Origin of the sequence: Fodinibius sp., from assembly GCF_034521915.1 — a bacterium.
In the GTDB taxonomy this organism is placed as follows: Bacteria; Bacteroidota; Rhodothermia; order Balneolales; family Balneolaceae; genus Fodinibius.
Map to the genome: position 1 here is coordinate 104,896 of NZ_JAXHLU010000016.1, position 26,110 is coordinate 131,005.

Consider the following 26,110-nt stretch of genomic DNA (forward strand, 5'->3'; position numbering starts at 1 on the left):
CGCCGGTACGCTGTTTATGACAAAAAAGAAAAAAACAGATAACTATGTCTTTTCGCTGGGTCTTTACTACGCCAGAGAACGAAGAAGCTGTATCCGATCTACAAGATCAGCTGGGAGTTCCTCCCAAAATAGCCCGCCTTCTTGCACTGCGGGGTATTGATACTTATGAGAAAGCCGAAGCATTTTTCCGTTCCGATTTGAGTCAGCTTCATGATCCTTTTTTAATGAAGGACATGGATAAAGCGACAAGCCGATTGGCGGAGGCGATTCGCAATGGAGAGCGAATCCTTATCTACGGGGATTACGATGTGGACGGCACCACTTCTACGGCTATTTTATATATTTTTCTTGAAGAATTTGGTGTTGATGTAGATTTCTATATCCCTCACCGGTTTAAGGAGGGATACGGCATTAATCAGGAGGGTATACAATACGCTATTGATACCAATACCGACTTGATCGTATCGGTGGATTGTGGAATTACCGCTGTTGAGGAGACGGAGCAGGCCAAAGAGCAGGGTATTGATGTCATTATTTGTGATCATCATAATGTGGGTGATGCCATTCCTGATGCGGTAGCGGTGCTCGACCCCAAACGCAGCGACTGTAACTATCCCTGTAAAGGGCTTTCGGGAGCGGGCGTTGGTTTTAAGCTGATCCAGGGCACCATAAAAAAACTTGGCTTGGCAGACAGTATCGCCTTTAAGCTATTGGATCTGGTGGCCATTTCTATTGCTTCGGATATCGTACCTATCGAAGATGAAAATCGAATTTTGATGCGCGAAGGGCTTAAGCGTATTAATTCTGAACCCCGAATAGGTATCAAGGCGTTGTTAGAGCTCATAAACTTAAGTGTTGGGTCTATAACAACGTCAAATATTGTGTTTTCTATCGGTCCCCGTATTAATGCGGCCGGACGCATGGGAGATGCCACAAAAGCCGTTAAGCTTCTTATTTCTGATACGCCTGCGGAAGCAAAATCCAGAGCCCATGAGCTGGAAAGCATTAATGTGGCGCGGCGTGATAAAGACTCGGAAACCATGGAGGAGGCTAAGGCCATGGTTGATAAAAATTATAACCTGGATAAAATTTCGTCGATGGTGTTGCATCATCCCGACTGGCACCTTGGCGTGATCGGTATTGTGGCCTCTCGGCTGGTAGATACCTATGGTCGCCCTGCCGTAATGTTGAGTACGGTGGATGGTAAAATTAAGGGATCGGCGCGAAGTATTGATGGCTTTAATATTTACGAAGCCTTTAAGGAATGTGAGGATTTACTCGAGCAGTTTGGCGGACATGAATATGCCGCAGGGTTAACGATCGCCAGCGAAAACCTCGAAGAATTTCGGCAACGTATTAATGATATTGCTGCTGAACGATTGTCTGATGAGGATTTTAAATCAGAATTGAAAATTGATTGTGAGCTCGATCTCAGTGATGTGAATATGCGTTTTTGGAAACTGTTAAGTCAGTTTGAGCCATTTGGTCCCGGCAATCTACGGCCCATTTTTGTAAGCCGTGATGTTGAAGTAGTAGGAGTGCCAACCATTGTGGGTAAGGGACATCTTAAGATGAAGGTCAAGCAAAACGGCTCCGGTGCGTTTGATGTAATCGGATTTAATATGCACGAATACCTGCCGGTAATTCGAAACGGAGATGATAATCAGCTAAATATTGCCTATTCGCTGGAGGAGAATGAATGGAACGGCCGGCGTACGCTGCAGATAAGATTGAGAGATGTTGAAGTAGAGTAAGATTCGATAGAAAATCCGGGATATCCTCTTTGTATAAAGTCCAAAAGATTTTATATTTGGCAACTCTTATTCGAGTTGGGACTGTAGCTCAGTAGGTAGAGCACGCGACTGAAAATCGCGGTGTCGGCGGTTCGATTCCGCCCGGTCCCACGCAAAGCCCTGTATTCCGATTTCGGGATGCAGGGCTTTTTGTTTTTACCCCCCTAAATCTTAAAGAAGGGCTATATTGGTAATGCAAGCTACTGTTTAAGGAAAGTTCTTCAAATAATTTTGATAAAGCTTCTTGGAACATTAGAATTTTTTAATTAAGTTATATTAAAGAAATTTAATATTCGTTAGAGCTTTCTTAAGCTCTTAAGGCTTAGTAATCAATATGAAAGACGGTAAAAAGGGTAAAGTACTAATAGTTGAAGATGATATGTTGCTTTCGATGGTGGAAGAGCGGCTTATCAAGCGATTGGGTTTTGAGGTGATTGGAAAAGTCACAAAAGGGAGTGATGCAATAGAAAAGCAAAAAGAGCTTAATCCCGATATTATTGTGATGGATATTTCTCTGAAGGGAGATATGGACGGTATTGAAGCAATGGAAGCTATTCGTGAAAAGTCGGATGTGCCCGTTATTTATTTATCCGGAAGCGGTGATCGTTATTCGTTGGAAAGAGCCAAGAAAACAGGTTTTGCCGATTTCTTAACAAAGCCTGTCACTGGCGGTGATTTAAAAGATCCACTCTATTCTGCGATGAATGCTCATAATGAAAAGTCTGAAAATAACAATGAGATATTAAAATCTGCTTAATCACCAATATTGACAAGTACTCTTCCTACTTGTTTTCCGTTTATAATCCGATCGATTTCATCATCCAATTCTTCTAACGAAACTTCTCTGGCTAGCCGTTCTATATTTTTTGGTTTCCAATCATTAGCCAATTTCCCCCACAATTTATTTCGCAATTCCATTTTGCAATTTCTACTGTCCATTCCCGCCAAATGAACTCCTCTCAAAATAAAGGGATAAACATTGGTATGAAGTTCATGTCCCAGTACATTGCCGCAGCAGGCCACGGTGCCATTATGTTGTGTTTGCCGCAATGTGGTGTCTAACATGATACCACCAACCGTATCGATAGCTCCGGCCCATTTGCTGCTCAAAAGGGGACGTGAAGACTCATCCTGCACTTCCTCGCGATGGATAACAGAGGCGGCACCCGTTTCGGTTAAAAACTCTTTTTGATTCATCTTTCCGGTGGCGGCCGTTACCTTGTATCCCAGCTTGGATAGAATGGCAATTGCCATAATGCCCACGCCTCCGGTAGCTCCGGTCACCAAGATATTACCACTGTCGGGATTAATATTATTGTGGCGAAGGTGATGGATACCGATTGCGGCTGTAAATCCCGCAGTACCTATCATCATACTTTCTCGCAGCGTTAGCTCCTTTGGAAGGGGGACTATCCAGTTTGCGGGCACACGAATGTATTGACCGAAACCGCCCGAAGTATTTTGGCCCAGATCGTATCCGGTTACAATTACTTTATCCTCGGTAGAAAATTGAGCATCGCTGCTTTCGACGACAACACCAGCAGCATCAATTCCCGGAATATGAGGATACTTTTTGGTAACGCCCTTGTTGCCGGTAGCCGAAAGCGCATCTTTATAATTTAGGGATGAATATTCGACTTCAATTAATACCTCATGGTCAGGTAGGTTGTCCTTGGGCCATTGTCTGACAGAGCGTTGAAATAAGCCATCAGACTTTTCTTCAACAACCAGTGCTTTAAATGTACTCATAAAAATTTAGTCAACTTTTTTAACCATTTTAGCTTTCCTTTGTAGGGCGGATACCTCAGTGGGATATCCAGCCAGTTGCTTTTCTTCATGATACTTTTGGGATGGGTAAAGGTATCAAAACTCGTTTTACCATGATACAGCCCGAAACCGCTATTGCCAATGCCACCAAAGGGGAGATTCGTATTTCCGAGGTGTGCGACAGTATCATTAATACATCCACCACCAAACTGCAGATTGCGAAAAACTTTTTTCTGATTGCTGTTATCAGTCGAGAAAAGGTAAAGTGCCAGTGGTTTCGATTTGTTCTGAAGTATTGAAATTATTTTATCCAAATCATCAAAAGATAGTATGGGAAGAATAGGACCAAAAATTTCTTCCTGCATGACAGGGTCATCCCAGGTGATTTCAGTCATAATCGTAGGCTCAATATATCGTGTACCAGGATCCGTATCGCCGCCGTAAAAAATGTTTTCAGACGTAATGAGGTTGGCAAGCCGATCGAAATGCTTGTCGTTAATGATGCGTGCATAATAATCACTCTGCTTGGGATCGTCCCCATAAAAAGAGCGAATTTCTTTCTGAATGAGATGGCAGAGCTCTGAATGCACAGAAGTATGAACATATACGTAATCGGGGCTTACGCAGGTTTGTCCGGCATTGATAAACTTGCCCCAGGTAATGCGTTTCGCCGCCAGTGATAAATCAGCGGATTGATCAACGATGGCAGGAGATTTTCCACCTAACTCGAGAGTGAGCGGAGTCAGTTGTTCAGCGGCAGATTTCATTATAATTTTGCCAACGTGGGTACTTCCGGTAAAGAAAATATAGTCCAATGGCTCAGAAAGGAGCGCTTGTGTTGTTTCTGCATCTCCCTCAACTACCTTAAAAAAACCGGGATCAAAGTTGCTGTTGATTAATTTTGCAAGAAGTTCCGAGGTATGCGGTGCGTTTTCAGAAGGTTTGAGAATGACGGTATTTCCGGCGGCAATAGCACCTAAAACAGGATTAAGAGCCAACTGAACAGGATAATTCCAGGGAGCAATTACAAGTGCAACCCCATACGGCTGAGGCTTGATATAGCTCTTTGAAGGAAAATTTATAAGAGAACTTTTAACCTTTTTTGTTTTCGCCCAGCCGTCAATATTTGACAGCAAATGATCGATTTCTTGATAGAGGACGAAGAGTTCTGTGGCATGAGATTCAAACGGAGGTTTTTGAAAATCCTGATCCAAAACTTCATAAATTTCATTTTCGTGTTCTTTTAAGATATTCTTCAATTTCCGTAGTTGTTCTTTGCGGAAAGAGATATCTAGTGTTTTTCCCGTATTGAAAAATTGTTTCTGCTTTTGAACTATGTCTTCCATTATGGGCAATGCTCTATTTATGTTCGTCCTTCAAAAGTATCCATGGAGTGATAAACTTGAAACAGGCGTCCGGCTACAAAGTCAAAAACTCTGGCGGGTAATACTCCCTTTAAGAAGGGTAAGATCTTAACCATAAAGGGCTCCCGAAGATGAATCTTATCCTTCTGTACGGCCTGAATAATCTTTTTAGCAATATCCTCTGCATCTAATAATGGGGTAAGCAGGGGTGGACTTACACCTTTAAAAAGACCGGTATTAATGTAACTGGGTTCTACCGTGGTAACATTAATATTGCTATGAGATTCGAGTTCTAATCGCAGCGATTCTGACCATCCAATAACACCCCATTTGCTGCCGGCATAGACCGACATTTTGGGATTGGCCATGCGTCCCGCTGCCGAAGCAATATTAACAATGTGCCCTTTTTCCAGATCAATCATTGTATCCAAAAAAGCTCGTGTGGTATGCATGGTGCCCAAGAGGTTAATTCGGATAAGGCGTTCGATATCAATACGACGGTGATCACTAAAATTGCCTCCGACTACGGTGCCGGCATTATTGATCAAAATATCAATATGGTGGTGATCTGCGAGGACTTGTTCGGCTGTCTGATAAACTTGGTCAGGATCAGCAATATCAACCCTGTAAGTAAAAAGGCGTTTGGTGGAGTAATCAGAAAGGGAGTCCAGGCAATTTGAAATATTATCTTCGCTTATATCCCAGATAATCAGTTTTTTTGCCTTACATTTTAAAGCCTCTCTACCCATGAGAAAGCCAATACCGCCGGCGCCGCCCGTAATTAAAATGTGTTTGTTTTTAAAAGTGCTCATAGACAAATTGTGTATTTGATAGAAGTATAGTTATAAATGTAAACGAAGGATAAAAAAATATTTGCCCTTGGAAGTTAACCTGATAAGTTATCAAACTTATGCCTGACCAAAGTTACGACAATTTACAAAATAGGATTGCGCAGTTAGAAAGCCGGGTAAAGGAGCTGGAGAAAGAGTTAAAACAAGCAGGGCAAGGCAAAATATCATCAAAAGAACAGAACGAACAGGCGGTTCAAGGGAGTAAGGATAGCAGCTGGGATGCGTTACAGTTCGGAGAAAAGTGGCTGAATAACATCGGCATTGCCTTATTGCTGATTGGTATTGTATTTCTTTTCAAGTATTCGATTGATCAGGGTTGGCTAATCCCCGAGGTGCGCAGTGCAGTGGGATTAATCTCCGGGATGCTACTTCTCGGATTTGGCCTTAGAATGGATGAGTCTTTAAATCCATTTCGGCAAATGATGATGGGAGCAGGAATAGCCGCTTTCTATATAACCGGTTTTGCAACATTTCAGCTCTTTACCTTTATGCCTTCCACCATTGTATGGGTGTTTATGATCTCGGTAACAATACTTTCGTTCTTGTTGTCGGTACAGCAAGATGAGGCAGTGCTTGCGGTTATTGGTACGATTGGCGCACTGGGTACGCCTTTTATGCTTTACTCGGGCGATGGAGATATTGTTGGCCTCATGGTTTACTTTGCTATGATTATCGGTCCCGCATCTGTTCTCTACATCAGAAAGGATTGGCAATCTCTGCTTTGGAGTATAGCGGTTGGTGGAATGTTGGTGCTTGCTGCTGCGGTAATCCCAAATCTTGTTAACACGGATGATATTACCTCTTTTGAGCGATGGATGATGTTTGGCGGGATACTAGTTTGGATGTTGGCAAGCTGGCTGGTTCCTGTTTTCAAAGTGATGGAGTACAGTCGCCTATCAAAAGTCGATGAGGTGCCAGGAAGTTCGGGTGAAGATATTGGGAGTTCGATCCATCTCATGGCGTTGGGAGTACCTGTAATAGGAGTGTTGTTAAGCGCAGGAGTTTGGGAATGGACGATGAATCAGGCCGGTATGGCATCGGTGGTTATGGCGGTTTTAGGGGGCGGCGGGTTATATCCGTTGTTTAAAAATCAGAAGCTGGCGGGGCTGGCTTCAACACATGCTTTCTTGGGTTTGGTACTGGCAACGGCAGGATTATTTCTGATATTGGAAGGAAATGTACTTTTTGCAGTATTAGTCGTCGAATTAATAGCTCTTCGCTATTTAGCATATGAAACAGGTGATAAGAAAATAAGTGTAGGATCACACCTATTATTTGGAATTACTGTGTGGTGGCTTATAAACCGCTTACAGTTCGGTGGAGAGGCTGTTCATTTGCTTAATCTTTCCACGTTGACAGGGCTAACACTTATTTTGGCAGGAGGGTTATGGATCCCACAATACCTCCGGAGGAAGGACAGTCAAAATATCTATCAGGTAGTATCACATCTGCTGTTGCTTTATTGGCTATATCAGAAATTGATTTCATTTGAAAACGGTCAGGCGTGGATCAGTGTTGTTTGGGGACTGTACGCAATTTTATTGATTGTATTGGGACTTATGCGTTTTGGAAAACATGTAAGAATGGCGGGTCTTCTTACTATGTTAGCAGTAGTAATTAAATTGTTTTTGGTTGATTTAGCCCAGCTGCAGGCCATATGGCGAATTCTTTTATTTATGGGATTTGGATCGGTGCTGCTGATTGTCGGTTATCTGATCCAATCAAAATTCTTGGAAACAGACCGTTGATTTCAGCTTAGCAATCATGAAAAAAAATAGTACTTTCAAGTCAATTAAGTTTTGTTTCTGTAATTAACTTAAATAGATAAAAAATGAAGAAGTTTTTAATAACAATGCTGCTGTTAGGTGCTTTTGTGGGATGTATGAAGTCCCCTATTGATCAGGTAGCTGAAACCATTACCGAGAAAAGTTTGATGAAGCCCATTACGAAACTTTCTTCGGATGAGTTTATGGGACGTGCGACGGGAACAATCGGTGAACTAAAAACAGTTGACTACTTAGTTAGTCAATTAGAAGAATACGGTTTGCAAGGTGGGGCAGAAGATAGCGGATTCGTGCAGGATGTGCCGCTTACTTGGTCAAAAGACGGGTCAGGATGCTCAGGTGCAGATCCGTAAAAATGGGAATGTAGTACATCAGTTTGATTACTATTCTGATTTTATGGCGTGGCCGTCTAACCTGGAAGAAGAGGTGTCTATCGATGATGCCGAATTGGTTTACGTGGGATATGGAATTCAGGCTCCCGAGGAAAATTGGGATGATTTTAAAGATACTGATGTAGCAGGCAAAATACTGGTCGTAAAGAATAATGATCCCAGCGACGATCCCGATTTGTTTGGCGGAGAAACCCGCCTGTATTATGGTCGTTATGATTACAAATATGAGAAGGCTCGTGAGCTGGGAGCTGCCGGTGTGTTGATTGTGCATACTACACCTTCTGCCGGATACGGATGGGAGGTTGTTGCCAACAGCTGGAGTCGCGAGCGGTTTTATCTCCGCAACAATGAGGCTATGGAAGATTCGCCTACAAAATTTAATGGGTGGTTAACCAAAGAAGCCAGCAGTAATTTATTTGAAAGTGCCGGATTGAATCTTGAAGATCAGCTTGAAGCAGCCGAAAACCGGGATTTTGAGCCGGTGCCTTTGGAAGGATTATCGCTGAGTTTGGATTTGGAAGCAGAGTATCGCCAGCAAGATGCCAAAAATGTACTTGGTGTAATTGAAGGCAGCAGCGAAAGATTGAAAGATGAATACTTAGTGTTTACCGCTCACCATGATCATCTTGGAGTAACAAGTCCGGTGGAGGGCGATTCGATCAATAACGGAGCTCTTGACAATGCGGCAGGTGTAAGTGCTGTGTTAAATATGGCTCGGGCATATAAAGAAATACAACCCCAGCTTAAGCGCAGCATACTGTTTTTATTTGTAGGAGCTGAAGAAGTTGGGTTGCTTGGATCGCAATACTGGGCCGAAAATCCTACGGTACATCCCGGAAAGGTGACCGCAAATATCAATCTGGACGGAATGAATGTCTATGGTAAGACAAAGGATTTGGTGCTTATTGGCTACGGCCGGAATAGTGTAAGCGATATGATTGAAAAGGTCGCCGAAGAGCGGGAAAGAGTGGTGAAGCCTGACCCCCACCCCGATCGCGGATATTTTTATCGTTCGGATCATTTTTCACTTGCCAAAAAAGGAATACCGGCTATATTTCCCAACCGGGGGACTGAGTTTCTAGATAAGCCGGAAGGCTACGCCGCTATGGTTGACAGTCTACAGGATGCGAATTACCATAACGTCAACGATGAGATAAATACGCATTGGGATCTCTCGGGAATGAAGGCAGATGTCCGCCTGTTTTTTGATGCAGGTTACCGTATTGCCAATGCCGAAGAGATGCAGACGTGGCGGCAGGGCAATGAGTTTAAGCAAATTCGGTTGGATATGATTGAGGACGCCTCATCAAATTAAAGTCGGATTATTTCGTTAGTGTTAAAACAAGATTAGATTTAAAATCAATTTTTAATGTATATCCCTAATCAGATGAAGAAAGTATCTATTACCTGTGTTCTAATTGTCGGATTAATTTTTGGGATGGGAGCGTGGAGTCAAACGACCGCCCAAGAAAGTTCGAGTGATGAGCCGATAACCATTGTCGAGTACAGCGATTATCAATGTCCGGCCTGTGCCTACTTTCATCCTATAGTTGAAAAGGTAAAAGAAAAATACGGGGACCAGGTAGATTTCAAGATGAAGTATTTTCCATTGAATTCACATCAATATGCGGCACTGGCGGCGCGGGCGGCACAAGCAGCTAAAAATCAGGGCAAGTTTTACGAGATGCACAGCCTTTTGTTTGAAAATCAGAACCGGTGGTCGAGCTCGGGAAGTCCCACTTCTATTTTTGTAAATTTTGCGAAGGAGCTGGAGTTGGATATCGACCAGTTTAAGAACGATCTCAATGCTGCCGAGACCCAGAAAATTGTGATGGAACAGCGACAGGAAGGCCGCAGTGCAGGCGTTAATGCTACGCCTACCTTTTTCATCGAAGGAGAGAAGGTTGATCCCCTTCCCCGAAATTTCCAGGAATTTGATCAGCTTGTACAACAGTACATTGGAGAGTAAAAGTTATAGCGTGCTGATACAATGATTTATGAATTTCTTGACAAAACGCCGGATTATCCCGATTCGGTATTTGTGGCACCCAGCGCTGATATTATCGGGGATGTTTCAATAGGAGAAGAAAGCAGTATCTGGTTCAATGTTACCATCCGCGGGGATGTAAACTGGATTAAGATCGGAGAGCGATCCAATATTCAGGATAATACCTGTATTCATGTGAGAAATCAGACCGGACCCACAAAGATCGGAAATGAAGTAACGGTCGGGCACAACGCAATGATCCACGGATGTACAATTCATGACCGAGTACTTATTGGTATTCATGCTACGGTACTTGATGAGGTAACGATAGAATCAGATGTAATTATTGCAGCAGGGAGCTTGGTCCCGCCTGGAAAGCGACTTGAATCGGGCTATTTATATATGGGCAGTCCTGCTGAAAAGAAGCGTAAGCTTACGGATGAGGAGATTGAATCCATCAAAGAGCACTCCGATAATTATGTAAAATATGCCCGCGCCTACATGCAGAAAGATACTTACGAGACTAATCCGTTTTATGATGATAAAAGTTAAAGGTTGAAGGTTATACGTTACAGGTTTAACGCAATCATCAACTTTCAACCAAACAAATTATGTCCGGAATCTACCTTCATATCCCTTTCTGTAAGCAGGCGTGCTCGTACTGCGATTTCTATTTCGTGACGAGAACATCGGAGCGAGAGCATTTTGTGCAGCGGTTGATTGAGGATATCGAAAGCTATCGGGATTCGAAGTTTACTGATGAAACGGTGGAGACGATCTATTTTGGGGGAGGGACGCCTTCATTGCTTGAACCTGCACAGTTAGAGCAAATTATGGAAGCGCTTTATGATATTTTTGATATTGACGCGCGTGAAATTACGCTGGAGATGAATCCCGATGACGTATCGGGCCAATTTCTGGCGGATTTGAAATCACTGGGTATCAGCCGGGCCAGCATGGGGGTGCAAAGTTTTGAGCCGGAGTTGTTGGAGTTTATGCATCGTGCTCATTCCAGCGAGGAGGCGTTGCAGTGTTTGGAACTGCTTAGTGCGTCCGATTTTGACTCATTTACTGTTGATCTTATATACGGGAATCCCGGTCAGTCTGTAGAGCAGCTCAAAAGCGATGTCAAAAAACTTCTTGCATTCGATCCCCCGCATATTTCGGCCTATTCCCTTACCATTGAACCGAAGACACGACTGGGTAAACAGGTTGAGCTGGGACGTATTGCTCCACCGGAAGATGACAAGGTTGCTAAACACTTTGATATTATTAACCAACTGTTTAGTAGTCACGGTATTGAGCGTTATGAGGTGAGTAATTACAGTATGCCGGGCAAAGAAGCTATCCACAATAGTAATTACTGGAAGCATGAAAACTACTTGGGATTGGGTCCGGGTGCGCATTCGTTTTGGTGGGATGATAGTGCTGAACGATGGGAAAATGAGGAGGATCTGAGAAAGTATTTGCGTGATGAAGATCAACCGGAAAGAGAAGTGCTTTCGCTAAAACAGTTGGCGGAGGAACGATTAATGATGGGACTACGCACAAGAAAGGGAGTGGGAATAGCAGAACTTTCTGAGCGATATGATTATGTACTGAGTAGTCGACAGCTGGATTATCTTGAAAACCGTGAGCAGGAGGACAAGCTAGAAGTTGACGAGAGAATTACCCTTACTGATGAAGGAATTAAAATTGCTGACGCGATAATTTTGGATTTAGTAACGTTGCATTAGATTGCTTATCTATAGCATGTGAATTAAATAATTACCAATCGAACAACAGGCTGATGAAAGTAAGTTTTAAAGCATTTATGCGGGAGATTATTGACTATGCAGGGCTGTTTCCGCCAGCTGATCTTTCTCTTGATACTTCCCTCCAAAAGTTTAGTAATTATCGGAAAAATGAGGACTCCTGGATGCTCTCGCGATATATTATTCCAGCCGGTCGACTTGCTGAGCTAAAGCCGTATGGCGAAACGCTTTTTGCAGAAGGTGAACCGTTCGCTTTTTCGATTTTGGGTAAAAGAACGGAAACGATATCTGATTACAAGGAGCATTTGCAAAATATTGTATCCTCACTGGAGCAGTTTCATGCTAACCATGGAGACAGAGTGACTACGGATGTAATGGAAATTAAACTTCCCCGAGAAGCTGTTTTTGCCAATGATGCTGATCTGCTTGTTGATCTTTATGAAGAGACAGCCCGTCGTTTTGGAGATGTTGCAGAATTTCCAGACGATATTTTCTTTGAAGGGATCTTTGATAAAAACTGGGAAAAGGAGATTGGGGTAGTTTTGGAATCCATGAATCATTATAACAATAACACCTCATCCGATAACGGAATTAAAGCCGGTTTTAAGTTGCGATGCGGTGGAGTAGAGGCTTCGATGGTTCCGTCGATTGAGCAGGTTGCTTTTACATTGAATAAGGTTCGCGAACAGAATTTGGCGTTAAAATGTACGGCAGGATTGCACCATCCTATTCGCCACTATGATCATTCAGTGAAAACGAAAATGCACGGCTTTTTTAATGTGTTTGGTGGAGCAATGCTCGGATATGCGCATGATTTTTCAACTGAGCAGATGATCGAAGTGCTAAAAGAAGAAGATACCGAACATTTTTCTTTTACTGATTCCGGTTTCCGATGGAAAGAGTATGAAGTATCAACAGAAGATATTGAAGAATTACGCGAAGTAGCACTAATTTCATTTGGCAGCTGCAGCTTCGACGAACCACGCGAAGACTTGCAGAAACTCGGGCTGTTGTAGTCAATATTACTGATTCACGAAGAAAATTTTTTAATACATTATTCTAAATTATTAATTCCTAATTCACACTATGCATCCAACAAACGATCCCAACTTAGAATCATTTATCGAGGTAGATTCCGATTCACATTTTCCTATCCAAAATTTGCCCTATGGAGTAGCCCGTTCAAAAGATGATGGTGAAGTATTTATTTGTACCGCCATCGGTGACTATGTAGTAAATCTGGCGGAGCTCGATGCCGCCGGTGTATTTGACGGACCGGAGCTGGATGGCAAGCCGGTGTTTCGTGAGCGGACGCTGAATAGTTTTATGGAGCTTGGTCGACCGGCATGGGCTGAGGCACGGTCGTATATCAGCACGTTACTGAGTGCCGATGAGCCGGCGCTGCGTGATAATAAACCGCTTCAGGAACGCGTACTTACTCCGATGGATGAGGTTGAGATGATGCTACCGGTAGATATTGGGGATTATACCGATTTTTACTCTTCCGAGCAGCACGCGACCAATGTGGGCAGTATGTTTCGTGATCCCGAAAATGCGCTGAAGCCCAACTGGAAACATCTGCCGGTTGGTTATCACGGACGTGCAAGTTCGGTAGTAATAAGCGGAACGGATCTGCACCGACCACAGGGACAGATTCTGCCACCCGACAGTGATGATACGCCCATTTTTAGTAAATGCAAGTTGTGTGATTTTGAGTTGGAGATGGGTTTTCTAACTGGACCTGGAAATGAGCTCGGGGATCCTATTTCAGTAACAGATGCCGAGGATCATATTTTTGGATTAATGCTGGTGAACGACTGGAGCGCGCGCGATATACAGAAATGGGAGTATCAGCCGCTGGGACCATTCTTGGCCAAAAACTGGGCGACTTCGGTTTCGCCGTGGATAGTTACGCTTGATGCGTTGGAGGCTTTTCGTACAGAGGGACCGGATCAAGATCCGGAGCCGTTGCCATATCTGCAATCCGAGGGAAAATGGACCTTTGATATTAACCTGGAGGTGTATCTGCAGGGCGAAAATATGGATGAGCCGCATAAGATATGTGCATCCAATGCCAAGAATCTGTATTGGAATGTGGCACAACAACTGGCCCATCAGACGATAACCGGATGTAATGTTCGTCCCGGTGATCTGTATGCCTCGGGTACTATCAGCGGAAAAGAGAAATCGTCGTATGGAAGTATGCTGGAGCTGAGCTGGAAGGGCACCGATCCCTTAGAATTTCCCAATGGTGAAACCCGCACTTTTCTTGAGGATGGCGATAAGGTGACGATGACCGGCTATGCCGAAACCGATGATTATAGAATCGGCTTTGGCGAAGTAACGGGAAAAATTTTGCCGGCCAAAGATCTAGATTAAGGATTGGTATCTATTTGGAGCCCACCTTCGAGGTGGACTCCAAATAGTTCTCATTTTACTAACGTCATTTTTTTTGTGGTAACTTTGCCATCCAATATAATTCGGTAAAAGTAGATCCCAGAAGCATAATTCCGGCTGTCAAAGGTTTCTTTGTAAATGCCTTCGGTTTGTGACTCATCAACGAGCGTGGCTACCTTGCGGCCAAGCACATCAAAAATTTCAAGTTGCACATCTTTCTGCTCAGTAATGCTATAGCGAATGGTGGTTTGCTCGTTAAATGGATTGGGATAATTCTGTTCTATTCGGGCCATTTGCGGATCAATGGATTGAATCTCCAAGGCATATTTTGTACGCTGTTGATACGATCCATTGGCTGTGATAATTCCGAGTTTTTTGATCTTATTCCATCGCCAGTCGGTTTCGGAATATACAGACTCTTGTTGTCCATTATATATGATGAGAGGCTCAACGCCTCCATCATTAAAAAAGGCCAGAACCCCCAATCCTGCGTTAGGGTCAAGTAGTTCTGATAAAGTAAATGCAATACTACCCGGGAATGGTGAGGGGGCGTTGTCAAAGTATTTTGATGAAAGTGCATTTAGGGTATCAGCGGGTTGTGATATATCTCCGGTAAAGCTCTTTGTGATGCTGGGCGTTGGATAAAAAGAGCGTTCCTCGAAGCCAAAGCTCGCGGTGGCATTGGTGCCGGAGGCATAGTGCCAAAGTTGTGATTCAATATAATTTCGATTGAAAGAATCGGGGCTGCCCAGCTGGGTTGTGATGGCATCGACCATAGAAATAAATGGATTATTCTTGATGGTTTCCCACACGTCGACCCAAAACTGGGAGCCGAATTTTTCTTCAAAGAAAAGGGCCCAGGTTATTTCGGCATATGAACCGGGATAAAATCCGCCTGAAGGATTATTAAAAATGGAGTTTTCGGAAGCAATATAGTTGTAGTAATCGTTGACGACATCGTAAACGACCTCTTCCATCAGGGTGGCATCCATCTCCAGCCAACGGCCTGTTTCGCCTTGCCATTCGTTGGCTTCATATTGGATGGCATGCTTAAACTCATGAGCAATCGTTACTTTAACAGCGCCAATTTGATCTCCGTCAGGATCATCATTGGGGGGAAATCCCTCGGCGAAATCATTTTCAATATCGATATAGGTAGAACCATCGCCCGGTGCTACCGTTCGACCATAAATATTTTCAAGATTTAGAATTTGTATATCGTAAGTTTGCCCTTGAGGAATGGGATCGGTGTAATCGAGTTGATTTACTTCGTGACGGTAGGATGAATCAGCTGCAGCAGCGACCTCTTCTACATAATCGGGAACGCCATCGCTGTCGGCATCTTCGAGAGGAACGGCATGCGAGCCAGATGTTTCGTAGTAGATGGTAAAATATCCATCCGGTGATTGATATGTTTCGGAAGCCTGTAATGCAGGATTATCCAGAAGTGTTTCTATTTGATTGACGGTGGATGAAGAAAGCTCTGATTTATGTCGATGGAGGTCAGAGGTAGCAGGGGTACCACATTTAAGCGGTTGGTCAATATCTTTGGCAGCATCATCAGACAGATTCCCCTTTGCCTTGGAAGGAAAAAACTTGTAAAGCACTTTTTGGTCCAGGGTTATATCACCCTGCTGAAAGGCATAATCAACCTTTTGGAAGAAATCGACCTTTTTGGGCGTGGGTCGCTCTTGTGATTTGGCAGTACTAATACCGAGAATTAATAAAAATAAGCTCAATAGAGAGAGCTGAAGTAAATACTTCATCAACGGAACAATATTTTAAGACAAATGAGGTTCATTTCTTGGAAAATTACCCTTATTTTTGGCATCTGCAAATATGGAAACCACTAAGACACTAAGTTCACATAGATAAGTTATATTTTTAGTGTTCTCAGTGGCTAAGTGGTAAAAATTTAAATATATCATGTACGAAGTAATACTCTATTACAAATTTACTCCTATTGAAGATCCCGAAACGTTTTGCGAGGAGCATAAACAATTTTGTAAGGATCTTGGAATTAAAGGGCGCATTTACATCAACGAAGAAGGCATCAACGGAACGGTGGGTGGCACGCCCGAACAGGTATCAAAATATAAAGAAGTGCTGACGAGCATTCCCGGTTTTGAGGACATCGATTTTAAGACTGATACCAGTGAGTATGTACCTTTTCCAAAGCTAAAATGTAAAACACGGGATGAGTTGGTGTCTATCCATAAAGAGGATGTTGATCCTGATGAGGGAGGGAAATACCTGGAGCCGCACGAGTGGAAAAAAGTACTCGAAAATGAAGACGAATACGTGCTTATTGACGTACGTAATGATTACGAATCAAAGATCGGTCATTTTGAAGGAGCGCTGACACCTCAGGTGGAAAACTTTTACGAGTTTCCAGAATGGCTTGAGCAGGTCGAAAAAGAGATCAGCAAGGATAAAAAAGTATTAATGTACTGCACCGGAGGCATCCGCTGCGAGAAGTTTTCGGTACTGATGAAAGAAAAGGGCTGGGATGATGTAAATCAGCTGAACGGCGGAATTTTACGATACGCCAAAGAAGAGGGCGGTGAACATTATAAAGGTAAATGCTTTGTGTTTGACGATCGCCTGGTGGTACCGGTAAATGAGGATAACCTGGAGCCAATAGCGCGCTGTGAGATCACCGGAAAGCCTGCCGATACCTACATTAACTGTGCGAATATGGAATGCAACAAGCTTTTTGTTTGCTCTGAAGAAGGCGCCCGAAAAATGGAGGGTTGCTGTAGCGAGGAGTGTCGCCAGAGCGAATACAAGCGACCTTTCGATCCCGAAAATGCCTTTCGCCCGTTTCGCAAGTGGTACAATTACTTTGACGAAGATTTTAAAGAGCGCCAGTTAGAAGAAGAGAAGTAGATAGTCTTTCTTTTAAAATTTCCAGCGCCAACGCCTGAAGATGAATCATCAGGCTATTTTACAAAACCATGAAGCTCACTGAAGTGAGCTTTTATAAAACCATCTTAGCCCACGGATTCATCCGTGGGTAAATATTTAAGACTTCATCCACAGAAAACTATTTCGTTGATGACCGTCGAAGGTACGCAAAAATGTCGTTTTTTCCTCATGGGAGGGATAAAGGTCGCTGACGCTTCATAGCACGGCCTTCGCAGCTAAGTGCTTCGGCGTAGTAGGCCTTTAGCGACGTAGCGGTGGGTTATTCCCATATAAAGCCATTTTTGCGTACCTTCGATTTCTGTTAAGATACTCCAATGTCTGTGCGTCGGGATTATTCATTCGGCTGGGCTTTTATTTGATGATTCCTCAAAAAATGCCTTGGCGACAGAGGCAAAATGGGAGGGGCGATCGAGGAAAGCATAATGTCCTGCATGATCCATAACGACCAGTGCCGCATGTTCTATTCCTTTTTCCATTCGTTTGGCCTGATAAAGCGGTGCGGCCTCATCATTTTCTCCCCATAATAATAGTACCTCATGCGGAATTTTGGGCAGACAGGATTCGAGGTATTCGGTAACTGTTTTAACAAAGGTTTCACGCATCACGCCGCTGAGCTTGCTGTAGTCACTGGAGCCCAGTGTTTTCCAGAGTGAGGTTTCTCTCAGCCAGCGAAGGGCTTTTTCACGTAGAGAAGAGGGTAATACCATAAAAGGAGCTTTAAGTAACTTGGCGGTATACTTTTTGAAATAATACTTCCAGCTCCGCTTCGGTTTCATGCCGGCCCCACCGGTGATAAGCACTTTGTCAATTTGTTGCTTGGCATTGGGACGTGCACAAAGCTTGAGGGCAATGCGTCCGCCAAATGAGTGGACAAGAAGATCAACAGAATCAAACTCTTGATCTGTAATGAATTTTTGGATCAAATCGGTGTAGTCATCTACCTCCCAGGGTTGATTTGGCACCGATGAATTACCGAAACCGGGCAGATCAAAAACATAGCAGTCGCGGATATCCGAAAGTTGCTTGGCCAGTGGCATCATTACCTGTTTGCTGCTGCCCCAGCCGTGTAAGATAATCAGCGGCTGTTTATTCTGAATACCTACCCGATTGTATGAAACAGATAGATTGTTATAGTGATATATCTTTGTTGATTCCATATATAGAAGCCAAACATCGAATTATTTTAGGCATCAAACAAGAACGATTTTGTAAGGATTGTTTAGCAAAAGGGTCATACTTATACGTGTACGCATAAATAATTGGGAGAGGGAAATCATGAAGAGACGAGTATTTTTTTGGTTGGAAAAATTGAAAATTGCGCCCGGCGAACGTAAGGCAATATCGGGATTGCTGGGTTTGCTTGTTGTGTTGGGAGGATTAAATTTGGCGCTGGCACCCTCGGTGCCATTTGAGGATGGAGACTATCTTGAACTTGAGCGACAATTTGCTGAACGCACAGCTATGCTCAAAGCCGAGGAAGAAAAGCTGATGGAACAGTATTATCCTGCTTCCGAAAAACAAATTGCCGGGGCCAGAATCGATACGGTATCGGATGATTCTACCTCAAGTGAAGGATCCGATGAGCCTGCGGCAAAAGTCGAGAAATCCGATCATAATGCAGATAAGGAGCGCATAAACGTTAATACAGCCAATATTGAAGCGTTGAAAGCGTTACCGGGTATTGGTTCAACGTATGCAAAACGGATTATTAAATACCGTAATGAAAATGGAGAATTTGAGTCATTTGAGGAACTCAAGAAAATTAAGGGAATAGCCCAAAAACGATTGGACAAATTGATGCCATTTATCAAACTTAAGGATTCAGAATAATGCAACCGAATCTTGATGGCAACACGTATTTTATGGGCGGATGATGAGATCGATCAGCTGAAGCCGCACATTATTTTTTTAGAGAATAAAGACTTTGAAGTTACCCCTGTAACCAACGGCGAAGATGCGATTACGCTGATCCGGGAACAACCTTTTGATATTGTTTTCCTGGATGAGCAGATGCCGGGCATGGATGGGCTGGCCACCTTAAATCGAATCAAAACCATTAAAGCGGGCTTGCCGGTGGTAATGATTACGAAGAGTGAGGAAGAGTCGATCATGGAGGATGCAATCGGCGGTAAAATTTCAGATTATCTGATTAAGCCGGTGAATCCCAACCAGATTGTGCTTACGGTCAAGCGTATTCTGGAGCGACGCCGTATTCGCAACGAAAAGTTTGCACAGTCGTATCTGCGTAATTTCAATGAAATATCCGGGCGAATTCATGAAGAGACCGGTTGGGAGGAATGGATTCAGATTTATAAGCAGCTTACACAATGGGATATCGATTTAGAGTCCGGCGATGAATCATTGCGTCAGGTGTTGGCTGACCAGTATCAGGAAGCCAACAAAATGTTTGGGCGATTTGTTGGACAGAATTATAAATCATGGCTCAGTCAATCCACGCCGCAGCGTCCGGCACTTTCTACGGATATTGTAGGAGAATATGTTTTGCCACATGTTAAAAATGGTCAGACTACGCTCTTTTTGGTGATCGATTGTATGCGCTATGATCAATGGCTGTTGTTCCAAAATTTGTTGAATGAAGATTATGCAATCGATACCGATTTCTATTATTCTATTCTTCCAACGGCAACCCCTTATTCGCGGAATGCAATTTTCTCGGGATTGTTTCCACTCGAAATTGAAGATGTATATCCCGATTTATGGAGTCAAGGTGAAGATGAGAGCTCTTTAAATAAGTTCGAGAAAGAATTGTTTATGAAGCAGCTAAGCCGAAAGGGGATTGATAAAAAAGTGAAGTATGAAAAGGTATTGCGAACGGATGAAGGGAGAGATGTTGCTGATAATATCCACAATTATTTACAGGTTCCGCTGAGTACATTTGTATATAATTTTGTAGATACACTGGTACATTCCCGGTCCGATTCGGATGTTTTGAAAGAAATAGCACCGGATGTACCTGCTTTCCGATCGTTGACTAAAACCTGGTTCCAGCATTCTACGCTGTATGAAATCTTTAAACTCTTGGCCGATGAAGAAGTTGTGATTGTGGTAACGAGCGATCACGGCGCGGTAAGGGCCCTTCGTGATACAAAGGTGTACGGTGATCGAGAAACATCTACGAGTCTGCGATACAAATACGGCCGAAATTTATCAGCTAATGATGATGCAGCCCTGTTTATTGAAGATCCTGCCGAATACAAATTGCCAACGCCGGGGCACGCCAATAACTATATTATTGCCAAAGAGGATTACTACTTTGTATATCCCACTAATTATCACCGTTATCAGAATCGCTATCGGGATTCCTTTTTGCACGGCGGAACGAGTATGGAAGAAATGATTTTGCCTATTTCCACGTTGCGCCCGAAGTCGAAGTTGTGATAGATTTCTCACCCAAGAGCTTGTATCTTCTTACTCTTTTTGGATTAATAGGTGTTTATGGAAAAGGAATTTACAACGTCATCTCCTGACGAAACTATTACCAGGGGAAAAGAATTTGTTGCTACTTTAGATATCGGTGATATTGTTTGCCTTCAGGGTGATCTTGGGGCTGGAAAAACGCACTTTGTAAAGGGAATGGCGGAAGGATTGGGGATTGACAGTAATGATGTTAGTTCACCTACTTTTACTCTCATTAATGAGTATCATGGTGATCAGTTGCTCTATCATTTTGATTGCTATCGGATGGAATCTCCTCGAGAGGCTCTTGAAATAGGAGCCGAAGAATATTTTTTCGGGGATGGAATTACCGTAATCGAATGGCCGGAGCGAATTGAATCACTCTTACCACCGGAGGCTATCTGGATTTCCATTGAAGCACCTGACAAGAATACCCGAAAATTTGTCATTAGAAAAAGGGAGTCGTAATCCCGTATATTGTGCGACCATGGCAACGAAAAAAAGACTTCCATATCGCTTAGATCGACTGCCGGTTATATATCCGTATAACCGACGAGCGGATAATAATATCCAGCTTGGAGATCTGGTTTACTATGGGCCGTGTCCCGAGTATTACGGGATTGGTGAAGTGGTTCGGTCGTTTGATAATTATTGTATTGTTGATTTTCGACGGACCGGCGAACTTAATATCGAGAAAGATGCTATGGCTATGAAATACTTGATTCCCATCCACAAATTAAATTTGGGGCATATCTTAAAAAGTACGTAATATATTCGAGAGGACTTTCAAAACCTTCCTGTCATCGCGAATGTAATGCGGCCTGCCTGCGCGGAGCCTTATATAAAATATGGACTATTATGTCATATTAGCTTCGGCATAGGCAGGCGATCCCCTTTTTACCAGTTTTGATCGAGAGATTGCTTCTAAGACTTGCAATGACAAGCTTGATTTTCTGAGTTTTGCAAAGGCCTCTACGAATCTGATACTATTACTCTGTTGCCGAATCGGGATTATTCAGCTTTATTTCAGCATCTCATCTTTTGCAAAATCGGTTTCTTCCAATAGATCTCCGTCTTTTTTCTTACCAAATATCCACAATATAATGCTCGCGGTCAGCCCCGGGTAAAATGGTTCGATTCCCAGATAAGTATAATTGTACATGCCTTCGCTGGTAATGGTGCCCAGAATAAGCCAGGATAATGATACGCCAATACTGCCAATCATAGTGGGGAGCACCCATTTTTTTCTGAGTGTGAAAAATCGAAGGTAGACGCCCATAATGGGGATCAGCAGGCCGGGAATCATTACTGAACCGATAACATACCACAAGTCAATAACACTGGGATAAATGATGATTAACAAGATCCCCAGCAAGGCAGCAGCAAGCGTGCTAATTCGAGTTAGCGTATTGTTTTGCGTATTTGGGAAAATCTTTACCAGCAGGTCGCGGCCAAGTGTTTGTCCGGATAAAAACAAATAACTGTCAAGTGTTGACATGATGGTAGCCAGCAGTGCTACAAAGAACAGGCCTTTCAATCCGATGGGTAAAATTTCGTTGGCCAGGTAGGGGTAAACCATGATGGGTTCAGCTAAGGAATCCCCCAAAATAGCAAAGCCGTACATTCCGCTAAAAACGGTCAGGAAGTCAAACACAGACCATAACAAGATGGAAATAAAAATTCCTTTTTTGGCGGTTTTGGGGGATTTTGCTGCCGCAGCGCGCTGATGAAAGCTGGGATCCACAAAAGTCCACAGGGCTATAAAAAACCAAACAAGAATATATTGGATGTCTTGGCCGCCGGTGATATCTCTGAAGTCGGGTGGTACAAAAGACCATAACGCTCCAAATCCTCCGAATTCCATTCCGGCAAAAATAATCAAAACCGTAAATCCACCGAACATCAGAGCAATTTGCAGCATATCGGTATGGACGACAGCATTAAATCCCCCAAAGATAACGTAAGCAACCGAAAATAGAGCTACGGCGCTGGCATACCACAGAAAGTGTCCGGCCCCTCCGGTAAGGTACTGAAAAATTAATCCGAGCATGAGAATGTAGGGAGCAGGACTTACGAGAATAAAAATAGGGATGGCAGAGAAGCGGCCGGCGGTATCTCCATAGAAATTACCAACGGCTTCGGGCAGTGAAAGGGCTTTATTCATGCGTATTTTTCCGGCAAGCAGCCAGGCAAAAAGAGCCGAAAAAACATAGAACGGAAATCCCAAAATAAGCCAGGTAGAGATCCCATTTTGATAGCTGTATTCGCCGATGCCAAGGATGCCTCCATACCACGTTGAGACCAGCGTGGCTACAAAAGCAGCCAGGCTCATTTTTCGGCCCGATAGTAAAAATGACTCCTCATCGGTTTCTTCCCAGTCGCGTTGCCAGGTCAGATAAACCAAGAGTGCAAAATAACTTAGAATCAGGCTCCAATCGAACAGCGTAAATTGTAGTTCAGTCAACGATCAATAATTTTTTTAAAAATGGGTGAAAGATATCTGAATAAGGGTAGGCGGTCAATTGTTATTATGTTTCACAAACATCAACAGGTCGCCCTTTTTATGAGTGATCTGCACGGGGTTTGCTACGACTTCATTGGAGGATCCGTCTCGCACCCCATTTTTAATAAATTCATTATCGAGCGGATATTTTAACCCTTGGGTGGTAATGCCGGTCACTTTTCCCGAAAGTGGAAATAGCGACAGCTGTGTTCCAATAGTAAAATTATCTGCAAAAGTTGGAGGTAGTAGTCTAGTCTCACCAAAATTATCAGCTATTCGAATTTGCTGGAATTGAGGAGAAAATTGTTTAAGAACGGATAAGTTTTTGAGTGTTTGATCAAGACGATGTCCGGTAGCACCTAAAATATAGATATGTGTCCCGTTCTCTTTCAGGGCATGCTGCAGGGCCTTTTCCAAATCGTTGTACTCCTGGTTTGGCCGAAAGATAACTTCGGATTTTTCCTTTTCTGATCCGTTATAGCTATCCAGATCTCCAATGATTACATCGGGTGTGGCACCCAGTTTCTGCGCTATATTGGCTCCCCCATCAGCGGCAATAAAGTAATCTGTTTTCGCTCGATATTTGTTAAATAATTGTTCTGATGGCGGACTGCCATTACAGAGAATTAAAATCGATTTCATGAAAAATGCCTTTAAATGATTTTAACGCTGATTTATACGTTATAATACAGTAAAAAGAAGTAAGATTTTACCGATAAAAAAATATTGCTTTCTTCAAAGCTATCTACCATTTTATTAAGCTTATTTTTCGCGCTATAAACAGCTATTATGTTTGAAGAACTCATCCAAAAACTGCAAGAATTCGACACCGTGGGTGTTTTTTCGCATATCCGTCCCGACGGTGACTGCATTGGTGCCCAAGTGGCGGCCTGCCTTTGGTTAGAAAAGAATGGAGTAAATGCTATTGGATTTAATGATGATGATGTTCCATTAAATTTGCAGTGGCTTGCCGATTTTTATCCCATCCAAAAGCCGAATGAAAAATTACTAAATAAATGTGATGCATTTTTAGTGTTGGACGGAAATTCTCCGAAGCGTTTTGGCAGTTATTCTGATTACATTCAGGACTATCCAAAGCCTTCGTTTATGGTCGATCATCATCCCGATCCCCATGATGGCTTTGACTTGAGTATCTCTGTTGAGGAGGCCTCATCAACATGTGAACTTATCTTTCACCTCTTTCTGCAAAATGATATCTCACAGGTAGATGAGAAGGTGGCGAAAGCACTTTATACCGGCATTTTGACGGATACCGGCTCGCTGCAATACGACAGCGTTACCCCCGAAACCATGAACATCGCTTCGGAATTATTACGGCTTGGTGAGTTTCGTCCCAATGAGGTGGCCGAAAGGGTGTTTTCCAACAAGAGTTTAAACCAGCTGCATTTGCTTAGCAAGGCGATGAGCACAATTGAGCTATTTGAGGACAATCAGATAGCCATTATGTACGTTACCAAAGAAATGCTGGAAGAAACCAATACTACCAACGACGATTGCGAAGGATTTGTAGCCTATCCGCTTAGCGTAACCGGTATAAAAGCCGCGATATTGTTTAAGGCATTGGGCGATGGCGTTAAAATGAGTCTTCGCTCAAAGAGCAATGATGTTGACGTTAATAAATGGGCACGCAAAGTAGGGGGCGGAGGTCATAAAAAGGCATCGGGTGCTTGGCATCCGGGACCGCTCGAAAAAGCGATCGAAGACTTGGTGGAGATTGGCGCAGAACAGCTTGTTAGCGTAGATAAGTCGTAACAAATTTGGTTCCATCTTAATGATTAAGCAATCCGTTTTAAGTATAGCGGTAATTCTGTCTGTTTTAGTGGCAGGATGTTTAGATAAACAACGTCATTCTCAGTCGAGCAGCAAATCTCAATCAACAGAAGCATTCGGAGCGAGCATTTCTGCCATTATCGGTGATTCTATGGCTACTGCTGAACCTGCCGTTCCTGTTCGTGATGAAAGCAGATATCAGCAGTCGATCGAAGATTCCCAAAATCCCAATGAGCAGATAAGTACCAGCCGCCAAACAGCTATCACCAGAGCAGTGAAGAAAGTAAGTCCGGCTGTAGTAAGTATTACTGTGACAGAAATGGTACAGGGCGGACGCCGATTAGAGTTTAGTGAATATTATAATCGATTTGTTCCGGTACCTATCGAGCGTGAGGTTAGTAGTATGGGGTCCGGATTTATTATTAGTTCGGATGGATTGGTGATTACCAATCAGCATGTGGCTAACCGGCAGGCCAAACGAGTGGTCGTTTCTCTGCCTGATGGTTCGCAATATGAGGCCAAAGTGCTTGGCGAAGATGAGCTTGCTGACTTGGCGTTACTAAAGATTCAATCCGAGAAATCCTTACCTACAATAGAATTTGGCAATTCTGACAGCGTGTTAGTTGGTGAATGGTCGCTGGCGGTAGGAAATCCGTTTGGGCTTTTTGAGTCGGCCAAACCATCGGTGACAGTAGGAGTGGTTAGTGCGGTAAATCGTGATTTTCGCCCCAATCCCAATGAACCGCGTGTATATATTGATATGATTCAAACCGATGCCGCTATTAACCGGGGCAATTCAGGGGGACCTTTGGTAGATAGTGAGGGGAAGGTAATTGGGGTAAATACCTTTATTTTTACGGGCGGTACCAGCGGTGGTAATGTGGGGCTCGGTTTCGCAATTCCCAGCAACCGGGTTCAAAAAATTATAAAGCAGCTTTCCACTGCCGGAGAGGTTACATTATCGTATGATCCCGGCTTTAGCACTGTTGAAATGACCCGTCAATTGGTGTTGAAATACAATTTGCCGGCAACACGCGGATTATTAGTAAATAGTGTAAATAAAGATGGTCCGGCGTTTGAGGCGGGAATTGTTCCGGGCGATATTATTTTGAAAATCGGGGATGAGCGAATACAAAGTAAAATGCATGCCCAAGCCCTTTTCAGGGAGTATCAAGAAGGGGATTCTATGCGGGTAGAATTATACCGCAAAGGAGATCGCTATGAAACGAAGATGTATCTGCGCAAAAAAGTGAAGGAATAAATGTTTTAATTATATTCAGCCCACCAATGAATTAGTGGGCTAAATATAATTTTGGGAAGCTCGCTTAAGCGAGCTTTTAACAATTAGAATCAGCCTGATGATTTATCTTCAGGCTAGTTGG

General features: G+C 43.3%; 24 protein-coding genes and 1 tRNA gene. 18 read left to right on the forward strand and 7 right to left on the reverse strand.

Annotated features, from left to right (window positions below; genetic code table 11):
- Nucleotides 1–44 precede the first annotated feature (44 nt).
- From recJ to U5J89_RS11710, 3 genes are all read left to right on the forward strand, one after another.
- Entirely contained in the window at nucleotides 45–1,754 is a 1,710-nt protein-coding gene (gene recJ / locus U5J89_RS11700) for a single-stranded-DNA-specific exonuclease RecJ (protein ID WP_322575816.1), read from the forward strand.
- Between the two features lie 77 nt (nucleotides 1,755–1,831).
- A tRNA-Phe gene (locus U5J89_RS11705) sits at nucleotides 1,832–1,904 on the forward strand.
- Nucleotides 1,905–2,127: 223 nt separating this feature from the next.
- Nucleotides 2,128–2,550, forward strand: coding sequence for a response regulator (locus U5J89_RS11710; protein ID WP_322575817.1), 423 nt, complete (start codon nucleotides 2,128–2,130; stop codon nucleotides 2,548–2,550).
- Here U5J89_RS11710 and U5J89_RS11715 read toward each other — a convergent pair.
- The 3 genes from U5J89_RS11715 to U5J89_RS11725 are packed head-to-tail and all read right to left on the reverse strand — an operon-like array spanning nucleotide 2,547 to nucleotide 5,736.
- The gene (locus tag U5J89_RS11715) at nucleotides 2,547–3,542 is read right to left on the reverse strand and encodes a YhdH/YhfP family quinone oxidoreductase (RefSeq protein WP_322575818.1); all 996 of its coding nucleotides are present in this window, start codon (nucleotides 3,540–3,542) and stop codon (nucleotides 2,547–2,549) included. The genes U5J89_RS11710 and U5J89_RS11715 overlap by 4 nt on opposite strands.
- Nucleotides 3,539–4,906: an aldehyde dehydrogenase gene (locus U5J89_RS11720; RefSeq protein WP_322575819.1), complete on the reverse strand. Its 1,368-nt coding sequence runs from the start codon at nucleotides 4,904–4,906 to the stop codon at nucleotides 3,539–3,541. The genes U5J89_RS11715 and U5J89_RS11720 overlap by 4 nt, the downstream gene beginning before the upstream one ends.
- Before the next feature lie 17 nt (nucleotides 4,907–4,923).
- Entirely contained in the window at nucleotides 4,924–5,736 is an 813-nt protein-coding gene (locus U5J89_RS11725; RefSeq protein WP_322575820.1) for an SDR family oxidoreductase, read from the reverse strand.
- Nucleotides 5,737–5,834: 98 nt separating this feature from the next.
- On the opposite strand from U5J89_RS11725, the gene U5J89_RS11730 reads away from it, so the two are divergent.
- The 8 genes from U5J89_RS11730 (at nucleotide 5,835) to fahA (ending at nucleotide 14,071) form a co-directional block, all read left to right on the forward strand.
- On the forward strand, nucleotides 5,835–7,523 hold the full coding sequence (locus U5J89_RS11730) for a DUF2339 domain-containing protein (protein ID WP_322575821.1): 1,689 nt from the start codon (nucleotides 5,835–5,837) through the stop codon (nucleotides 7,521–7,523).
- 83 nt (nucleotides 7,524–7,606) lie between these two features.
- A complete protein-coding gene (locus U5J89_RS11735; protein ID WP_322575822.1) occupies nucleotides 7,607–7,912 on the forward strand; it encodes a hypothetical protein in 306 nt (101 codons plus the stop codon).
- On the forward strand, nucleotides 7,857–9,266 hold the full coding sequence (locus U5J89_RS11740) for a M20/M25/M40 family metallo-hydrolase (protein ID WP_322575823.1): 1,410 nt from the start codon (nucleotides 7,857–7,859) through the stop codon (nucleotides 9,264–9,266). The genes U5J89_RS11735 and U5J89_RS11740 overlap by 56 nt, the downstream gene beginning before the upstream one ends.
- A 72-nt stretch (nucleotides 9,267–9,338) precedes the next feature.
- Nucleotides 9,339–9,920 carry a DsbA family protein gene (locus U5J89_RS11745; RefSeq protein WP_322575824.1) on the forward strand — a complete coding sequence of 194 codons (582 nt, stop codon included), beginning with the start codon at nucleotides 9,339–9,341 and terminating at the stop codon, nucleotides 9,918–9,920.
- 21 nt (nucleotides 9,921–9,941) lie between these two features.
- The gene (locus U5J89_RS11750) at nucleotides 9,942–10,490 is read left to right on the forward strand and encodes a gamma carbonic anhydrase family protein (protein WP_322575825.1); all 549 of its coding nucleotides are present in this window, start codon (nucleotides 9,942–9,944) and stop codon (nucleotides 10,488–10,490) included.
- Nucleotides 10,491–10,549: 59 nt separating this feature from the next.
- The gene (gene hemW, locus U5J89_RS11755; protein WP_322575826.1) at nucleotides 10,550–11,674 is read left to right on the forward strand and encodes a radical SAM family heme chaperone HemW; all 1,125 of its coding nucleotides are present in this window, start codon (nucleotides 10,550–10,552) and stop codon (nucleotides 11,672–11,674) included.
- 53 nt (nucleotides 11,675–11,727) lie between these two features.
- A complete protein-coding gene (locus U5J89_RS11760; RefSeq protein WP_322575827.1) occupies nucleotides 11,728–12,708 on the forward strand; it encodes a hypothetical protein in 981 nt (326 codons plus the stop codon).
- Nucleotides 12,709–12,778: 70 nt separating this feature from the next.
- Nucleotides 12,779–14,071: a fumarylacetoacetase gene (gene fahA, locus U5J89_RS11765; RefSeq protein ID WP_322575828.1), complete on the forward strand. Its 1,293-nt coding sequence runs from the start codon at nucleotides 12,779–12,781 to the stop codon at nucleotides 14,069–14,071.
- A gap of 50 nt (nucleotides 14,072–14,121) precedes the next feature.
- Here fahA and U5J89_RS11770 read toward each other — a convergent pair whose 3' ends face one another.
- Complete coding sequence (locus U5J89_RS11770) at nucleotides 14,122–15,855, reverse strand: T9SS type A sorting domain-containing protein (protein WP_322575829.1); 1,734 nt, start codon at nucleotides 15,853–15,855, stop codon at nucleotides 14,122–14,124.
- 160 nt (nucleotides 15,856–16,015) lie between these two features.
- Between U5J89_RS11770 and U5J89_RS11775 the strand changes: the two genes are divergently transcribed.
- Nucleotides 16,016–16,978 (forward strand): rhodanese-related sulfurtransferase, encoded by a 963-nt coding sequence (locus tag U5J89_RS11775; RefSeq protein ID WP_322575830.1) that lies wholly within the window; start codon nucleotides 16,016–16,018, stop codon nucleotides 16,976–16,978.
- 374 nt (nucleotides 16,979–17,352) lie between these two features.
- Here the strand turns inward: U5J89_RS11775 and U5J89_RS11780 are convergent, their stop codons facing one another.
- Nucleotides 17,353–18,174, reverse strand: a complete 822-nt coding sequence (locus tag U5J89_RS11780) for an alpha/beta hydrolase (RefSeq protein ID WP_322575831.1) — start codon at nucleotides 18,172–18,174, stop codon at nucleotides 17,353–17,355.
- Between the two features lie 118 nt (nucleotides 18,175–18,292).
- On the opposite strand from U5J89_RS11780, the gene U5J89_RS11785 reads away from it, so the two are divergent.
- Genes U5J89_RS11785 through U5J89_RS11800 form a run of 4 tightly spaced genes read left to right on the forward strand, consistent with a single transcriptional unit; the run spans nucleotide 18,293 to nucleotide 21,203 of the window.
- On the forward strand, nucleotides 18,293–18,847 hold the full coding sequence (locus tag U5J89_RS11785) for a helix-hairpin-helix domain-containing protein (protein WP_322575832.1): 555 nt from the start codon (nucleotides 18,293–18,295) through the stop codon (nucleotides 18,845–18,847).
- 15 nt (nucleotides 18,848–18,862) lie between these two features.
- Nucleotides 18,863–20,416 (forward strand): response regulator, encoded by a 1,554-nt coding sequence (locus U5J89_RS11790; RefSeq protein WP_322575833.1) that lies wholly within the window; start codon nucleotides 18,863–18,865, stop codon nucleotides 20,414–20,416.
- A gap of 57 nt (nucleotides 20,417–20,473) precedes the next feature.
- Entirely contained in the window at nucleotides 20,474–20,902 is a 429-nt protein-coding gene (gene tsaE / locus U5J89_RS11795) for a tRNA (adenosine(37)-N6)-threonylcarbamoyltransferase complex ATPase subunit type 1 TsaE (protein ID WP_322575834.1), read from the forward strand.
- 19 nt (nucleotides 20,903–20,921) lie between these two features.
- A complete protein-coding gene (locus U5J89_RS11800) occupies nucleotides 20,922–21,203 on the forward strand; it encodes a hypothetical protein (RefSeq protein WP_322575835.1) in 282 nt (93 codons plus the stop codon).
- 252 nt (nucleotides 21,204–21,455) lie between these two features.
- On the opposite strand, the gene U5J89_RS11805 is transcribed toward U5J89_RS11800, so the two are convergent.
- Both U5J89_RS11805 and U5J89_RS11810 read right to left on the reverse strand, forming a co-directional pair.
- The gene (locus U5J89_RS11805) at nucleotides 21,456–22,898 is read right to left on the reverse strand and encodes a sodium:solute symporter family protein (RefSeq protein WP_322575836.1); all 1,443 of its coding nucleotides are present in this window, start codon (nucleotides 22,896–22,898) and stop codon (nucleotides 21,456–21,458) included.
- A 54-nt stretch (nucleotides 22,899–22,952) separates the two neighbouring features.
- Nucleotides 22,953–23,579 (reverse strand): thiamine diphosphokinase, encoded by a 627-nt coding sequence (locus tag U5J89_RS11810; RefSeq protein WP_322575837.1) that lies wholly within the window; start codon nucleotides 23,577–23,579, stop codon nucleotides 22,953–22,955.
- A gap of 147 nt (nucleotides 23,580–23,726) precedes the next feature.
- Here U5J89_RS11810 and U5J89_RS11815 point away from each other — a divergent pair, with 147 nt between their 5' ends.
- Together U5J89_RS11815 and U5J89_RS11820 are read left to right on the forward strand one after the other, a co-directional pair.
- Nucleotides 23,727–24,710, forward strand: a complete 984-nt coding sequence (locus U5J89_RS11815) for a bifunctional oligoribonuclease/PAP phosphatase NrnA (protein ID WP_322575838.1) — start codon at nucleotides 23,727–23,729, stop codon at nucleotides 24,708–24,710.
- 19 nt (nucleotides 24,711–24,729) lie between these two features.
- Nucleotides 24,730–25,989 (forward strand): S1C family serine protease, encoded by a 1,260-nt coding sequence (locus U5J89_RS11820; RefSeq protein ID WP_322575839.1) that lies wholly within the window; start codon nucleotides 24,730–24,732, stop codon nucleotides 25,987–25,989.
- The last annotated feature ends 121 nt before the right edge of the window (nucleotides 25,990–26,110 follow it).

What these genes read in the sequence shown, in the direction of transcription:
- recJ (WP_322575816.1), top strand. Translation starts at nt 45, where the DNA reads ATGTCTTTTCGCTGGGTCTTTACTACGCCAGAGAACGAAGAAGCTGTA.
- U5J89_RS11710 (WP_322575817.1), top strand. Translation starts at nt 2,128, where the DNA reads ATGAAAGACGGTAAAAAGGGTAAAGTACTAATAGTTGAAGATGATATG.
- U5J89_RS11715 (WP_322575818.1), bottom strand. Translation starts at nt 3,542, where the DNA reads ATGAGTACATTTAAAGCACTGGTTGTTGAAGAAAAGTCTGATGGCTTA.
- U5J89_RS11720 (WP_322575819.1), bottom strand. Translation starts at nt 4,906, where the DNA reads ATGGAAGACATAGTTCAAAAGCAGAAACAATTTTTCAATACGGGAAAA.
- U5J89_RS11725 (WP_322575820.1), bottom strand. Translation starts at nt 5,736, where the DNA reads ATGAGCACTTTTAAAAACAAACACATTTTAATTACGGGCGGCGCCGGC.
- U5J89_RS11730 (WP_322575821.1), top strand. Translation starts at nt 5,835, where the DNA reads ATGCCTGACCAAAGTTACGACAATTTACAAAATAGGATTGCGCAGTTA.
- U5J89_RS11735 (WP_322575822.1), top strand. Translation starts at nt 7,607, where the DNA reads ATGAAGAAGTTTTTAATAACAATGCTGCTGTTAGGTGCTTTTGTGGGA.
- U5J89_RS11740 (WP_322575823.1), top strand. Translation starts at nt 7,857, where the DNA reads ATGTGCCGCTTACTTGGTCAAAAGACGGGTCAGGATGCTCAGGTGCAG.
- U5J89_RS11745 (WP_322575824.1), top strand. Translation starts at nt 9,339, where the DNA reads ATGAAGAAAGTATCTATTACCTGTGTTCTAATTGTCGGATTAATTTTT.
- U5J89_RS11750 (WP_322575825.1), top strand. Translation starts at nt 9,942, where the DNA reads ATGATTTATGAATTTCTTGACAAAACGCCGGATTATCCCGATTCGGTA.
- hemW (WP_322575826.1), top strand. Translation starts at nt 10,550, where the DNA reads ATGTCCGGAATCTACCTTCATATCCCTTTCTGTAAGCAGGCGTGCTCG.
- U5J89_RS11760 (WP_322575827.1), top strand. Translation starts at nt 11,728, where the DNA reads ATGAAAGTAAGTTTTAAAGCATTTATGCGGGAGATTATTGACTATGCA.
- fahA (WP_322575828.1), top strand. Translation starts at nt 12,779, where the DNA reads ATGCATCCAACAAACGATCCCAACTTAGAATCATTTATCGAGGTAGAT.
- U5J89_RS11770 (WP_322575829.1), bottom strand. Translation starts at nt 15,855, where the DNA reads ATGAAGTATTTACTTCAGCTCTCTCTATTGAGCTTATTTTTATTAATT.
- U5J89_RS11775 (WP_322575830.1), top strand. Translation starts at nt 16,016, where the DNA reads ATGTACGAAGTAATACTCTATTACAAATTTACTCCTATTGAAGATCCC.
- U5J89_RS11780 (WP_322575831.1), bottom strand. Translation starts at nt 18,174, where the DNA reads ATGGAATCAACAAAGATATATCACTATAACAATCTATCTGTTTCATAC.
- U5J89_RS11785 (WP_322575832.1), top strand. Translation starts at nt 18,293, where the DNA reads ATGAAGAGACGAGTATTTTTTTGGTTGGAAAAATTGAAAATTGCGCCC.
- U5J89_RS11790 (WP_322575833.1), top strand. Translation starts at nt 18,863, where the DNA reads ATGGCAACACGTATTTTATGGGCGGATGATGAGATCGATCAGCTGAAG.
- tsaE (WP_322575834.1), top strand. Translation starts at nt 20,474, where the DNA reads ATGGAAAAGGAATTTACAACGTCATCTCCTGACGAAACTATTACCAGG.
- U5J89_RS11800 (WP_322575835.1), top strand. Translation starts at nt 20,922, where the DNA reads ATGGCAACGAAAAAAAGACTTCCATATCGCTTAGATCGACTGCCGGTT.
- U5J89_RS11810 (WP_322575837.1), bottom strand. Translation starts at nt 23,579, where the DNA reads ATGAAATCGATTTTAATTCTCTGTAATGGCAGTCCGCCATCAGAACAA.
- U5J89_RS11815 (WP_322575838.1), top strand. Translation starts at nt 23,727, where the DNA reads ATGTTTGAAGAACTCATCCAAAAACTGCAAGAATTCGACACCGTGGGT.
- U5J89_RS11820 (WP_322575839.1), top strand. Translation starts at nt 24,730, where the DNA reads ATGATTAAGCAATCCGTTTTAAGTATAGCGGTAATTCTGTCTGTTTTA.